The organism is Agrobacterium sp. CNPSo 3708 (assembly GCF_028674915.1).
Classification (GTDB): domain Bacteria; phylum Pseudomonadota; class Alphaproteobacteria; order Rhizobiales; family Rhizobiaceae; genus Agrobacterium; species Agrobacterium cavarae.
Genome location: NZ_JAQZSF010000007.1, coordinates 74,922 through 88,209, shown reverse-complemented (window position 1 = coordinate 88,209; position 13,288 = coordinate 74,922). Strand labels below are relative to the sequence as shown.

11 protein-coding genes are annotated in these 13,288 nt (G+C 59.6%); 8 read left to right on the top strand and 3 right to left on the bottom strand.

Features of this window, described 5'->3' with window-relative positions; genetic code table 11:
• Positions 1-191: 191 nt before the first annotated feature.
• Positions 192-656 carry a DUF2867 domain-containing protein gene (locus PVA19_RS15955; protein ID WP_274103388.1) on the top strand — a complete coding sequence of 155 codons (465 nt, stop codon included), beginning with the start codon at positions 192-194 and terminating at the stop codon, positions 654-656.
• Between the two features lie 112 nt (positions 657-768).
• Here PVA19_RS15955 and PVA19_RS15950 read toward each other — a convergent pair whose 3' ends face one another.
• Both PVA19_RS15950 and PVA19_RS15945 read right to left on the bottom strand, forming a co-directional pair.
• Positions 769-1,866, bottom strand: coding sequence for a TraB/GumN family protein (locus PVA19_RS15950; protein WP_274103387.1), 1,098 nt, complete (start codon positions 1,864-1,866; stop codon positions 769-771).
• A gap of 90 nt (positions 1,867-1,956) precedes the next feature.
• Entirely contained in the window at positions 1,957-2,901 is a 945-nt protein-coding gene (locus PVA19_RS15945; protein WP_443111649.1) for a tyrosine recombinase XerC, read from the bottom strand.
• Positions 2,902-3,071: 170 nt separating this feature from the next.
• On the opposite strand from PVA19_RS15945, the gene PVA19_RS15940 reads away from it, so the two are divergent.
• The 7 genes from PVA19_RS15940 to PVA19_RS15910 all read left to right on the top strand — a co-directional run bounded on the left by PVA19_RS15940 (position 3,072) and on the right by PVA19_RS15910 (position 11,027).
• Positions 3,072-5,315, top strand: coding sequence for a primosomal protein N' (locus PVA19_RS15940; protein ID WP_274103385.1), 2,244 nt, complete (start codon positions 3,072-3,074; stop codon positions 5,313-5,315).
• Positions 5,316-5,398: 83 nt separating this feature from the next.
• Entirely contained in the window at positions 5,399-5,785 is a 387-nt protein-coding gene (locus PVA19_RS15935; RefSeq protein WP_062424875.1) for an AGROH133_08824 family phage infection protein, read from the top strand.
• A 261-nt stretch (positions 5,786-6,046) separates the two neighbouring features.
• The gene (locus tag PVA19_RS15930) at positions 6,047-6,613 is read left to right on the top strand and encodes a F0F1 ATP synthase subunit delta (protein ID WP_186330269.1); all 567 of its coding nucleotides are present in this window, start codon (positions 6,047-6,049) and stop codon (positions 6,611-6,613) included.
• Positions 6,613-8,142 carry a F0F1 ATP synthase subunit alpha gene (gene atpA / locus PVA19_RS15925; RefSeq protein ID WP_062424873.1) on the top strand — a complete coding sequence of 510 codons (1,530 nt, stop codon included), beginning with the start codon at positions 6,613-6,615 and terminating at the stop codon, positions 8,140-8,142. Before PVA19_RS15930 ends, atpA begins: the two co-directional genes overlap by 1 nt.
• Before the next feature lie 27 nt (positions 8,143-8,169).
• Complete coding sequence (locus PVA19_RS15920) at positions 8,170-9,048, top strand: F0F1 ATP synthase subunit gamma (RefSeq protein ID WP_062424872.1); 879 nt, start codon at positions 8,170-8,172, stop codon at positions 9,046-9,048.
• A gap of 23 nt (positions 9,049-9,071) precedes the next feature.
• The gene (gene atpD, locus PVA19_RS15915) at positions 9,072-10,529 is read left to right on the top strand and encodes a F0F1 ATP synthase subunit beta (protein ID WP_062424871.1); all 1,458 of its coding nucleotides are present in this window, start codon (positions 9,072-9,074) and stop codon (positions 10,527-10,529) included.
• An 87-nt stretch (positions 10,530-10,616) separates the two neighbouring features.
• Positions 10,617-11,027: a F0F1 ATP synthase subunit epsilon gene (locus PVA19_RS15910; RefSeq protein WP_062424870.1), complete on the top strand. Its 411-nt coding sequence runs from the start codon at positions 10,617-10,619 to the stop codon at positions 11,025-11,027.
• Between the two features lie 332 nt (positions 11,028-11,359).
• On the opposite strand, the gene PVA19_RS15905 is transcribed toward PVA19_RS15910, so the two are convergent.
• Positions 11,360-13,129 carry a methyl-accepting chemotaxis protein gene (locus PVA19_RS15905; RefSeq protein WP_274103383.1) on the bottom strand — a complete coding sequence of 590 codons (1,770 nt, stop codon included), beginning with the start codon at positions 13,127-13,129 and terminating at the stop codon, positions 11,360-11,362.
• Between the last annotated feature and the right edge of the window lie 159 nt (positions 13,130-13,288).

Below are 13,288 nucleotides of genomic sequence, written 5' to 3'. Positions count from 1 at the left end.
CGCGCCCATGCCGCAAATGTATTGCGCGCCAAATAGTTGCGTGTGTCTGTCTGTTTTCGGACACGGCTTGCTAATACACGCGGAAGCCGAGCCAGCCGAGGTCGCAGCAGCGTCGGATTGTCGCGTATCCGCGCGTCGGGAAAAGGACCATAGTCCCTCTTGGGGACACCGAGGTGGAAGGCGAAGCGTTGGTGACGAAAGATTTGAGCGACATATTGCCGGGCGCGGATTGGCGCGATTGCTTTGAGGGGAAGGTGGACGACCACCGGCCGCATTCGCTCGATGTCGCTCGGCGTCTCCTCGATCATCCGCCGGCTTGGATCAACGGGTTGATGGCGCTTCGCAACAGTATCGTCGCAGTCTTCGATTTGAAAATGGTGGCGCTGGCGGCAGGCGAGTCAGCCGGCGGGTTTCCTGTCATCTCGTCTTCACCGGAGCGCACGGTTCTCGGCTTCGACGACCGCCATCTGGATTTCAGGATCGTGGTGGATCTAGAAGAAAGGACAGGCGGCACTTTGGTCCGCGTGACCACTCTGGTTCGGCGCAAGAACCTGTTCGGGCGGATGTACCTTCTCGCCGTCGGGCCGTTTCACCGGCGCATCGTGCCGGCAACGATGCGGCCCTTTTGCCGGGATGTTCGTCCCGCTCTGGTCTAGGAGCGCGTTTAAAGCGCGTCGCGATCTTTCAGATTCGCTCCATACGCTTTAAGTCCTTGTTTTGTCGCATGTCGTGATCGCAAAACCGCTGCACACTTTTGCGCGACATGCTTTAGTTCACGCGGGTCAGCGTAAAGCCCTTCTTCCGCAAAAGTTCGATCACGCCTTCATTGCCGGGCAAATGAAGTGCGCCGACGGCCATGAAGACGCCGCCCTGATCGAGATGGCTTTCGGCCCGGTCTGCCATCACGTGGTTGCGGTCGGTGATCAGCCGTTGTTCGAAGGCGGCGTAACCATCGTCGCCCTTGTTGTTCTCGTCCGGATCAATGCTCTTCATCATCGGCGTGACCATGCCGATCTCGCCCTTCAGATAAAGATCGATCATGGTGGCCATGATGTCCTGCATCCGGTCGCCCATGCGCAGCATCTCGATCAGCGACTGCACGTGGAAGGTCATCGGCAGATCGGACAGGGCGCTCATCTGTTCCACCAGCGTTTCCAGCCCGACGAGTTGCTTGCCCTCTTTCAGCGCATCATTGGCAAGCTTCATGTCGAGGAACTCCGCGCCCTTGGCCTTGCGCGCCAGTTCGCAGGCGGGCAGGGCCACGAAGCTTGAGAGGATCCAGGGCTTCATCTTGATCACCGCATTCAGCGGAATGCCGCGCGCCTTCAGGCCGGTTTCGAGCTTTGCCACATCGTCCGCAGACAGCATGTCGGTGATGGACTTGCCATCGACAAACATGGTCAAGTCAGGGCGGGCAAGAAGCGAGGCGCCTGCCTTCTTCTCGCTGGTGATCTCGTCGGACTCGACGATGACGGTTTTGGCCTTGGCAAAGGCTTCTTTCGCGCCCTTTGGCATATCGACCACGCGGGGATCGGCAAGGTGCATGGTGCCGAGAAGCCAGGAGGGGTCCTTGCCATCCTTCTCGATCTTCCAGAGCGTGCCTTCGCCATTTGGGATTTTCGAAGCCTCGGCGACGATGGCTGCGTAAGCTTGTGGGTCGGTCTTCTGCATCGCCACCAGGATGTCGCTGCCGCCGCAGGCATCGGCCTGTTGTTCGGCGGCATTGGCATCCGAGAGGGTCAGAAGCGTCATCAGCAGAATGGAGAGTGCAGCCAGATGCAGTGCGGCCAAGAGCCACAAAAGTGCGTTGCCGAACCGGCCCATCAGTAGCGCTGTCAGGCCTTGCGGCCGCAAGAGAACGGTCATCGAATCACCTCCGTCTGCACCTTATGGCTTATAGGAGCGCGCCTTTGCACGGACGGTTAATGCTCATGGTTTACAAAGCGTTAACAAGAATTATGCCCTTGGATGGGCCTTGTCGTAGATGTCGAGGAGCCGTGCCGTATCGACACCGGTATAGATCTGCGTCGTCGACAGGCTGGCATGGCCCAAGAGTTCCTGGATGGTGCGAAGATCGCCGCCGCCCGCCAGAAGGTGAGTGGCGAAGGAATGGCGCAGCGCATGCGGCGTGGCATTGTCCGGCAGGTTGAAGGCGCCGCGAAGCTTCTGCATTTCGCGCTGGATGATCGCCGGCTGGAGCTTGCCGCCGCGTGCGCCGAGGAAAAGCGGTTCGTCGCTGGCGAGCGCATAGGGGCAGAGCTTGCGATAGGTTTCCACCGCCTCCAGCACGACGGGCAGCAGCGGCACGAGGCGCATCTTCTTGCCTTTACCGATGACGCGCAGACTTCTGGTACCTGCTGGAAAATCGCCGGGCTTCAGATCGAGCGCTTCGGAAATGCGTAGACCGCAGCCATAGAGCAGCGCCAGCACCGCGGCGTTGCGCGCTGCGATCCACGGTTCTTCAGCCAGTTGCCCTTCCTGCGTGGTGATCCTGAGCGCCTGACCATCGGTCAAGGGTTTGGGCAGGGACTTTGGCTGTTTGGGTGCGCGCATGGCAGTGGCCCCTGCGGCATTGACGAGCCCGGTCTTTTCCAGAAAGCGCAGGAGCGAGCGCAGGCCCGCGAGGTTTCGGCCAAGCGATCGCGCGCCGGTTCCCTCCTTGCGGCGGGCGGCTAGAAAGGCGCGCAGATCGGTGGCGCGGAGATTTTCGATATCCTTGATGCGGGCCGGATGGCCGTTATAGCCGGTCATGAAGATCAGGAACTGGCGCGTGTCGCGCTCATAGGCATCCAGCGTGTGCTCTGACAGACGCCGCTCGTCTTCCAGAGCAGCCAGCCATTCCCGGCGCTTTTCTAGAAGGTCCGGATCGGCAAAGGTGAGAATTTCGTCCACGTCATGCATCCCTTTGTCTTTGGGCATTCATCATAGGCTCACGCGGTCAGTATTTGGTTAAAGGCGCGATAACGCGGTGGGAAGCTCCGATCATGATATGTGTGAAAACCGTTCCGATTTCCGCAACGATGCTATAGAGGTTCCCTTTTCGTTTCCTAAAGGACAATGTCGCCGCAACCATGGCAGACGATTCGACCGATCTTTTCGGGGCTCTGTTTGGCCCGACCTCCGGCGGCGTGAAGCCCGGTAGTGGCGGGCCAACCATCGCCGTTCCCGTTCTGGTGCCGATGCCGGCGCCCGGGCCCTATAGCTATGGCGTGCCGGAGGATATGGTGGTGGAGCCTGGCTCCATCGTGCAGGTACCGCTTGGTCCCAGACAGGTCATCGGCGTGGTGTGGGACAAGAATGACGGGCCGCCCGTCGATCCCAAGAAGCTTCGTCCGATCACAAAGACATTCGACTGCCCGCCGCTTCGCGAAGAAATGCGTCGCTTCATCGATTGGGTGGCCTCCTATACGCTCTCTCCGCCCGGACTGGTGGCGAAGATGGCATTGCGGGCGCCCGCCGCCTTCGATCCCGAGCCGATGGTCGAAGGATTGCGGCTGACCGAAGCCCGGCCGGAACGGCTGACCCCTGCACGCGAACGGGTGATCGAGCTTGCCGGCGAAGGCCATGGCTGGACGCGGAGCGGCCTTGCCCATGCGGCGGGTGTTTCCACCAGCGTGGTCGAGGGTCTTGCCAAGCAGGGTGTGTTCGAGACCGTCTTCCTGCCAGCGCCGCCGGTGGTGGCGGAGCCTGACCCCGAATATTCGCCAGCGCGACTGGAAGGGCCGCAAAGGCAAGCGGCCTCCGAAATTCTGGAGGATGTGCGCAAGGGTGGCTTTGCCGTTTCGCTGATCGATGGCGTGACGGGGTCTGGCAAGACGGAAGTCTACTTCGAAGCGGTTGCCGAGACTTTGCGCCAAGGCAAGCAGGTGTTGATCCTTTTGCCGGAAATCGCTCTGACCGCCGCCTTTCTCGACCGGTTTCAGGATCGATTCGGCTCGCGCCCGGCAGAGTGGCATTCGGATGTCTCGCCGCGCATGCGCGAACGGGTCTGGCGGCAAGCGGTGACGGGTGAGGTGAGAGTGGTTGCGGGTGCGCGTTCGGCACTCTTCCTGCCTTTCGACAATCTCGGCCTCATCATCGTCGATGAAGAGCATGATCCAGCCTACAAGCAGGAAGATCGTGTCTTCTATAATGCGCGCGACATGGCAGTGGTGCGGGCTCGGATTGGCGATTTTCCCATCGTGCTGGTTTCGGCCACGCCATCGGTGGAAAGCCAGGTCAACGGCAATTCCGGTCGTTACAATACCATTCATCTTCATACACGCTTTGGCGATGCGGCGATGCCGGATCTGCATCTGGTCGATATGCGCCGCCACCCGCCCGAACGTGGCGGCTTCCTCTCTCCTGTCCTGCTGCGCGGCATTGCCAAGACGATCGAGAAGGGCGAGCAGGCTCTGCTTTTCCTCAATCGACGTGGCTACGCACCCCTGACGCTTTGCCGGGTGTGCGGCCATCGCTTCCAGTGCCCGCAGTGCTCAAGCTGGCTGGTGGAGCATCGCTTCCGCAGCCAACTCCAGTGCCATCAATGCGGCTATAGCGAACCGACCCCGGATCATTGCCCGGAATGCGGGACCTTCGATCATCTCGCGGCCTGTGGTCCGGGCGTCGAGCGCATCGCCGAAGAGGTCGAGAAGCATTTCCCTGAAGCCCGCACCATCGTGCTGTCCTCCGACCTGATGGGCGTGAAGCGCCTGCGGCTGGAATTGGAAGCGATCGTAAAGGGTGAGGCGGATATCGTCATCGGTACGCAGCTCGTCGCCAAGGGCCACAATTTCCCGCTGATGACGCTGGTCGGCATTGTCGATGCCGATCTCGGGCTGGCAAATGGCGATCCGCGGGCGGCAGAGCGCACCTTCCAACTTCTGTCGCAGGTGACGGGCCGCGCCGGGCGCACCGGGCGCAAGAGCCATGGCCTGCTGCAGACCTATCAGCCGCAGCATCCGGTGATGCAGGCGATCGTGTCGGGCGATGCTGAGGCCTTCTACGACCGCGAGATCATCGAGCGGGAAAAGGCGATGCTGCCGCCCTTTGGACGCCTTGCCTCCATCATCGTGTCGGCTGATAGCAGGGCGGAAGCAGAAACCCATGCGCGTGCGCTTCGCGCCTCCGCGCCGCAAGCGCCGGGCATCATGCTGCTTGGTCCGGCGGAAGCGCCGCTGGCACTCATCCGCGGGCGGCACCGTTTCCGGCTTCTGGTGCATGGCAAGCGCAATTCCGACATGCAGTCCTTCCTGCGGGCGATGATCACCAATGGCCCGAAGGAGCGCGGCTCCATCCATGTACAGACCGATATCGATCCGCAAAGCTTCCTGTGACGGGGTCGGACGCAACCATCTTTCGGCATCGTTCCTGTCATGGCATAAGGCGGCCAAGGGATTCGCAATTTGGGGGCGCAATAATGGAGTTTTACTTTCCGACAGAACTCGGTGAGCAGCTAGCTTTTTTTGCAGCGGTTGTGTCGTCGCTGATCGGCCTGGTGGTGATGTTTGCGCCGATGATCACCTTTCGCCTCTTCGGCCTGCAGGTGGCGGGCGAACGTCGTGACGGGCTGGTGCTGATCCGCTCTTGCCTTGCCGGTTTCTATCTCGGTCTTGGCGCGTCGGCACTGCTTCTCGCCCAGCCGATGGTCTACCTTGCCTTTGGTGGCGCATTCGCGCTTGCCTCTTTCGGCGCGCTGCTCTCCATCCTCTCCGATGGAGGCGCAACGATCCGCAATTCTTTACTTCTGGTTGTGCATGCCGCGCTCGCTGCTCTTCCGCTGATGTATGTCTTCGGACTGGTCTAATGTACGATTTGAAGCATTTCTTTCCGGTATCAGCGTCACAAGCGCGTCATTGGGAAAATTAAACGGCATTCCCCCTTGCCCAAAAGAAGGTTTCCGCTATTACGCGTGTTGCGAGTCCCGGCGTCCTATGCTAGACGGACCGCGAAATCGAGATAAGGCAGGGGGGAATTCCAGCCTTTTTCGGGGAAATTGAAACGAATTCAAGAATTTGACGAAGCCGATCGCTCGGCTGCGTTTTCTTGGATGAATAGCAGGGAAAAATTGCCCGTGGCAGATACCTCCCATGGAACATCCGGTGTAGCGGAAAGGTATGCGTCTTCGCTTTTCGAGCTTGCCTTGGAAGCGGGTGTTGTTGAGGCAGTCGGTGCCGATCTCGACAGGTTTCAGGCCTTGCTCGATGAAAGTGACGACTTGAAGCGTCTGGTTGTGAGCCCGGTCTTCTCTGCGGAAGATCAGTCGAAGGCCATCTCGGCCATCGCTGAAAAGGCTGGCATTTCCGGTCTTGCTGCCAATTTCCTTAAGGTCGTGGCCAATAACCGCCGCCTGTTTGCCGTTCCCGGCATGATTGCCTCCTACCGTACCACTGCTGCTGCTCACCGCGGCGAAATTGTTGCCGAAGTTACTTCGGCGCATGCGCTCGATGAAGCGCAGGAAACTGAACTGAAAGCGGCGCTCAAGAGTGTGACCGGCAAGGATGTGACGATCGATCTTACGGTTGATCCCTCCCTGCTTGGCGGTCTCATCGTTAAGGTCGGTTCACGCCAGATCGATACGTCTCTTCGCACCAAACTTTCCACCCTTAAGCTTGCACTGAAAGAGGTTGGCTGATGGATATCCGCGCCGCGGAAATTTCCGCAATTCTGAAAGATCAAATCAAAAATTTCGGCAACGAGGCGGAAGTCTCCGAAGTCGGCCAGGTTCTGTCCGTTGGTGACGGTATTGCTCGCGTTTACGGCCTCGACAATGTCCAGGCTGGTGAAATGGTCGAGTTCCCCGGCGGCATTCGCGGCATGGCGCTGAACCTTGAAGCCGACAATGTCGGTGTTGTTATTTTCGGTTCCGACCGTGACATCAAGGAAGGCGACATCGTCAAGCGCACCGGCGCGATCGTTGACGTTCCTGTCGGTCCTGAGCTGCTCGGCCGCGTCGTTGACGCTCTCGGCAACCCGATCGACGGCAAGGGCCCGATCAATGCGACTGAACGCCGCCGCGTCGACGTCAAGGCTCCTGGCATCATTCCGCGCAAGTCGGTTCATGAGCCGATGTCGACCGGCCTCAAGGCTATTGACGCTCTGATCCCGGTTGGTCGTGGCCAGCGCGAGCTCGTCATCGGCGACCGCCAGACCGGCAAGACCGCCATCATTCTCGACACGTTCCTGAACCAGAAGCCGATCCACGACAACGGCCCGGACAACGACAAGCTGTACTGCGTCTACGTCGCCGTCGGCCAGAAGCGTTCGACCGTTGCCCAGTTCGTCAAGGTTCTGGAAGAGCGTGGCGCTCTGCAATACTCCATCATCATCGCGGCAACCGCATCCGACGCTGCTCCGATGCAGTTCCTGGCTCCGTTTGCCGGTTGCGCCATGGGCGAATACTTCCGTGACAACGGCAAGCATGCCCTGATCGCCTATGACGATCTTTCCAAGCAGGCTGTCGCCTACCGTCAGATGTCGCTTCTTCTGCGTCGTCCTCCGGGCCGCGAAGCTTACCCTGGCGACGTTTTCTATCTGCACTCGCGTCTTCTCGAGCGCGCTGCCAAGATGAGCGACGAAATGGGTTCCGGTTCGCTGACGGCTCTGCCGGTCATCGAAACCCAGGGCAACGACGTTTCCGCCTTCATTCCGACCAACGTGATCTCGATCACCGACGGCCAGATCTTCCTCGAAACCGACCTGTTCTATCAGGGTATCCGTCCGGCTGTTAACGTCGGTCTGTCGGTTTCGCGCGTTGGTTCTGCCGCTCAGATCAAGGCCATGAAGCAGGTTGCCGGCTCGATCAAGGGTGAACTTGCCCAGTATCGTGAAATGGCAGCATTCGCCCAGTTCGGTTCGGATCTCGATGCCTCCACCCAGCGCCTGCTGAACCGTGGTGCGCGTCTGACCGAGCTTCTGAAGCAGCCGCAGTTCTCTCCGCTCAAGACGGAAGAGCAGGTTGCGGTGATCTTCGCTGGCGTCAATGGCTACCTCGATAAGGTCGCGGTCAACCAGATCGGCAAGTTCGAACAGGGTCTGCTCTCCTACCTTCATTCCGAAGGCAAGGCGATCCTCGACACCATCCGCACGGAAAAGGCTATCAGCGACGATACCAAGGGCAAGCTCAAGGCTGCTCTCGATAACTTCGCCAAGTCTTTCTCCTGATTAGGCTCTGACTGGGACGGATAACGGATGCCTTCACTAAAGGATCTGAAAAACCGCATTGCCTCCGTAAAGGCGACGCAGAAGATAACCAAGGCGATGAAAATGGTCGCCGCGGCGAAGCTTCGGCGCGCCCAGGAAGCTGCGGAGGCCGCCCGCCCTTACTCGCAGCGCATGAGCGCCGTGCTGGCCAACATCGCTCAGGCGGTGGAAGCCGATGTCGCTCCGGCGCTGATGACCGGAACCGGCAAGGACGATGTGCATCTGCTCGTCGTCTGCACGGCCGAGCGCGGTCTTTGCGGCGGTTTCAACTCACAGATTTCCCGCTTTGCCCGCGATCAAGCCCGCAAGCTGATGGCGCAGGGTAAGACGGTCAAGATCATCACGGTCGGCAAGAAGGGCTATGACAGCCTGCGTCGCGAATTCTCGTCCAACATCATCGAGCGCATTGAACTGCGTGACGTGAAGCGGGTGGGCTTTGCCAATGCCGATACGATCGCCAAGAACATCATTGCCCGTTTCAACGCTGGCGAGTTCGATGTCTGCACGCTGATCTATTCGGAGTTCAAGTCCGTGATCAGCCAGATCCCGACCGGCCTCCAGCTGATCCCGGCTGCTGTTCCGACGGTCGAACAGGCAGCGACCAGCAACACGGCGATCTACGAATACGAGCCGGATGCGGCCTCCATTCTGGAAGACCTCATTCCGCGCAACATTTCCGTTCAGGTTTTCCGCGCACTGCTGGAAAACGTGGCTGGCGAAATGGGTGCAAAGATGAGCGCGATGGACAACGCAACCCGCAATGCCGGTGAAATGATCCACAAGTTGACGCTCTCCTACAACCGTCAGCGTCAGGCTCAGATCACCAAGGAACTCATCGAAATCATTTCGGGCGCGGAAGCGCTCTGAGGTAAGGAAAGAGGGTAAGGATAATGGCTCAGGCAGCTACCCCCATTAAGACCGCAGCGACCCAGGGCGCTACCGGCAAGGTTACGCAGGTTATCGGCGCTGTCGTGGACGTTGCGTTCGAAGGCGAACTGCCGGCGATCCTGAACGCGCTCGAAACCGACAACAACGGCAACCGCCTTGTTCTCGAAGTTGCGCAGCACCTTGGCGAAAACGTCGTTCGTACGATCGCGATGGACTCGACCGAAGGTCTGGTTCGTGGCCAGCCGGTGGCTAACACCGGTTCGCCGATTTCGGTTCCGGTTGGTCTTGAGACGCTCGGCCGTATCATGAACGTCATCGGCGAGCCGGTTGACGAAGCTGGTCCGCTGAACACGGCAACCAAGCGCTCTATCCACCAGGAAGCCCCTGCCTACGTCGACCAGTCGACGGAATCGGAAATCCTCGTCACCGGCATCAAGGTCGTCGACCTGCTGGCACCTTACGCAAAGGGCGGCAAGATCGGCCTGTTCGGCGGCGCTGGCGTCGGCAAGACGGTTCTGATCATGGAACTCATCAACAACGTCGCCAAGGCGCATGGCGGTTACTCCGTCTTCGCAGGTGTGGGTGAGCGTACCCGTGAAGGTAACGACCTTTACCACGAAATGATCGAGTCCGGCGTGAACAAGCACGGCGGTGGCGAAGGCTCAAAGGCTGCTCTCGTTTACGGCCAGATGAACGAGCCGCCAGGCGCACGTGCCCGCGTTGCTCTGACCGGTCTGACGATCGCTGAAAACTTCCGTGACGAAGGCCAGGACGTTCTGTTCTTCGTGGACAACATCTTCCGCTTCACGCAGGCTGGCTCGGAAGTGTCCGCTCTGCTCGGCCGTATCCCGTCTGCAGTTGGTTATCAGCCGACGCTTGCCACGGACATGGGCCAGATGCAGGAACGCATTACCACCACGACCAAGGGTTCGATCACCTCGGTTCAGGCCATTTACGTTCCCGCCGACGACTTGACCGACCCGGCACCTGCAACCTCGTTCGCCCACCTGGACGCAACGACGGTTCTGTCGCGCTCGATCGCCGAAAAGGGTATCTACCCGGCTGTTGACCCGCTCGACTCCACCTCGCGCATGCTCGACCCGCTGATCGTTGGCGAAGAGCACTACGAAGTGGCTCGTAAGGTTCAGTCGACCCTGCAGCGCTACAAGGCTCTTCAGGACATCATCGCCATCCTCGGCATGGATGAACTGTCGGAAGAAGACAAGCTGTCGGTTGCCCGCGCCCGTAAGATCGAGCGCTTCCTGTCCCAGCCGTTCTTCGTTGCCGAAGTCTTCACCGGTTCTCCGGGCAAGCTCGTGGCTCTCGAAGACACGATCAAGGGCTTCAAGGGTCTCGTCAACGGCGAGTACGACCACCTGCCGGAAGCGGCATTCTACATGGTCGGCTCCATGGACGAAGCCATCGAGAAGGCAAAGAAGCTGGCTGGCGAAGCCGCTTGATGTGATTGAACTGGTGCGCGGTTTTTCGCCGCGCGCCGTTGCCCCCCGCGACATCGTCTGTCGCGCAATCAGAAGAAGTGAATAGCCATGGCCGACACTTTCAAATTCGAACTTGTTTCTCCTGAGCGTCTCTTAGTTTCCGAGACGGTCAGCGAGGTCGTGATTCCGGCGACGGAAGGCGAAATGACGGTTCTGGTAAACCATGCGCCGGTCATGACCACGATCAAGCCCGGCATCGTGCGGGTAAAGACGGCGTCCGGCGAAACCCACAAATATGTGGTGTTCGGCGGTTTTGCCGACATCCTGCCAACCGGCTGCACGCTGCTTGCAGAGTCGGCCGTCTCGGCTGACGACATGAGCCCCGATGATCTGCAGAAGCGCATCGCGACGGCCCGTTCGGAGATCGAGGAAGGCAACCACCATCACGATCACCTGACGAAGCTGGAAAAGCACCTTTACGAGCTGACGAACCTGCACGAGGTTCTCGTCGCCGCTTGAAAGGACCGGGCGGGGTCGCGCGAGCACCCGTCCACATAGGAAATGAGAAAAAAGCGGTCCTGGTGACCGCTTTTTTTTATGTTGGCGCGCCGCTCTCAACGGTGGAAATATCCAGCGCAGCATAAATAGCTACAGGGCGTCGAATGCGACTGTCGACGTTCCCGACGGCTTTCAGGCCGATGACGTCACCCGGCTTATGTCACATCCTATCTCAGGGACAATCAGAGCGCCGCGCGTGCTATTGGACGCACAAAGGATGCTCTATCTTCGTTGATCGGCGCGTTGAGCTTTCCGCAAATCGGATGCGATTTTCGCCCAGATGCTGTCGGCCTTCAGAACTCCGTCCATTCCGCGGCAACGACGGCCGGTGCCGCTGAACCATGGCGTCGAGCCGGCGCGGGTCTCACAGCTGTGAAGACCTCTCGGGCAGGAGCAGGCGCAGCAGCCGGGGCTCCGGTCGCGAATCCCACATCAAACTGTGTCAGGAGTTGGCGGAGCGTCTCCGCCTCACGTGCAAGCCCATGGCTGGCTGCCGTCGTCTCTTCCACCATGGCGGCGTTCTTCTGCGTGGCCTGGTCCATGAGGTTGACGGCGTTGTTGATTTCGCTGAGGCCTGACGCCTGTTCGCGTGCCGCTTCGACAATGGCCGCCACGTTGGTGTCGATCAACTCGACCTGGGATGCGATATCCTTCAGGGCCTCGCCCGTTTCGCCCACCAGCCCCACACCGCGCGCCACATGCGCGCCTGATGCATTGATCAGTTGCCTGATCTCCTTGGCCGCTGCGGCGGAGCGTTGGGCAAGATCGCGCACCTCCTGCGCCACGACAGCAAAACCCTTGCCGGACTCGCCCGCGCGCGCCGCCTCAACGCCAGCATTCAGCGCCAGAAGGTTTGTCTGAAAGGCGATACTGTCGATGACGGTGATGATGTTGGTGATTTCACCGGCGGAATGGGAGATGGCGTCCATGGCGGCGATGGCACGTTGAACGATCTCACCGGAGCGCTCGGCGTTCGCCTTCGTCGCGCTGACGAGGCGGCCCGCCTCATCGGCCCGCTGGCTGGCGTCCGCGCCCGTGGTGGTGATTTCCTCGAGCGCTGCGGCGCTCTCCTCCAGAGAGGCGGCCTGCTGCTCCGTGCGCTGCGCAAGCTGGTCTGCGGCGACACGGATCTCTGCCGAGCCGGAGGCGATGATCTCCGAGTTCTGCGCCACGGTCTGCATCGTAATGCGCAGCTTCTCGATGACCTCGTTGAAGTCGCTTCTGAGCTTCTCCATGCTGGGCACGAATGGGGTGTCGAGCCTCTGGCGCAGATTGCCTTCAGCGAGTGCGCGCAGTGCCAGGCCGAGAGTCGAGATCGCGCTCATGCGTGGTGTCACGTCGGTGGCAAATTTCACCACCTTCACCACCGCGCCCCTGTCGTCAAGGATAGGATTGTAGGCTGCCTGGATCCAGACCTCTTTGCCATCCTTGCCAAATCGGACGAACTCGTCGGAGATGAATTCACCGGAGGCCAGCCGTCGCCAGAAATCGCGATAGGCCTCCGAGGTGGCATAGGCTTGCTCGCAGAACATGCGGTGATGACGGCCCTGGATATCGTTTAAGCCATAGCCCAGAGTACGACAGAAATTTTCGTTGGCGGTGATGATGTCGCCTGCTGGTGTGAACTCGATGACCGCCTGGGAGCGGGAGATCGCCTCCAGCTTGCTGTTATCCTCTTTTGCCTTCAGCTTCTTCTGCGTGATGTCGCTGGCGATCTTCACCACCTTGTAGGGCTTGTTGCCGCGAAAGACGGGATTGTAGGACGCCTCGATCCAGATTTCTCGCCCGTCTTTGCGCAGCCGCTTGAACTCGCCGGTCTTGAAGGAACCTGACGCAAGCGCGCTCCAGAAGTCACGGTAGTCTGGGGAGGTGACAAAGTCCTGATCACAAAAGATCCGGTGGTGCTTTCCCACGATGTCGGACAGTTCATAGCCCAGTGCAGCACAGAAATTCGCGTTTGCATCCAGCACATTGCCGTGCAGATCGAATTCGATCACGGCTTGCGATGCGGAGAATGCCTTTAAAACATTGGTCTTGTCTGCGCTCTTTACCAGCCAAAACATTTTCTTCTCCAGGACAGCCGAAATGTTGAGGTCGTGCTCCTGGTTAACTGAGCACAAGAACGCCCGTTACTTGCGCATCGGCCGGATCGATTATGCGCTCGTCTAAGTGTATTAGAGCAAATTAATATTAAAAGTTTCTTTCTTAGCGCGAGCGCAATA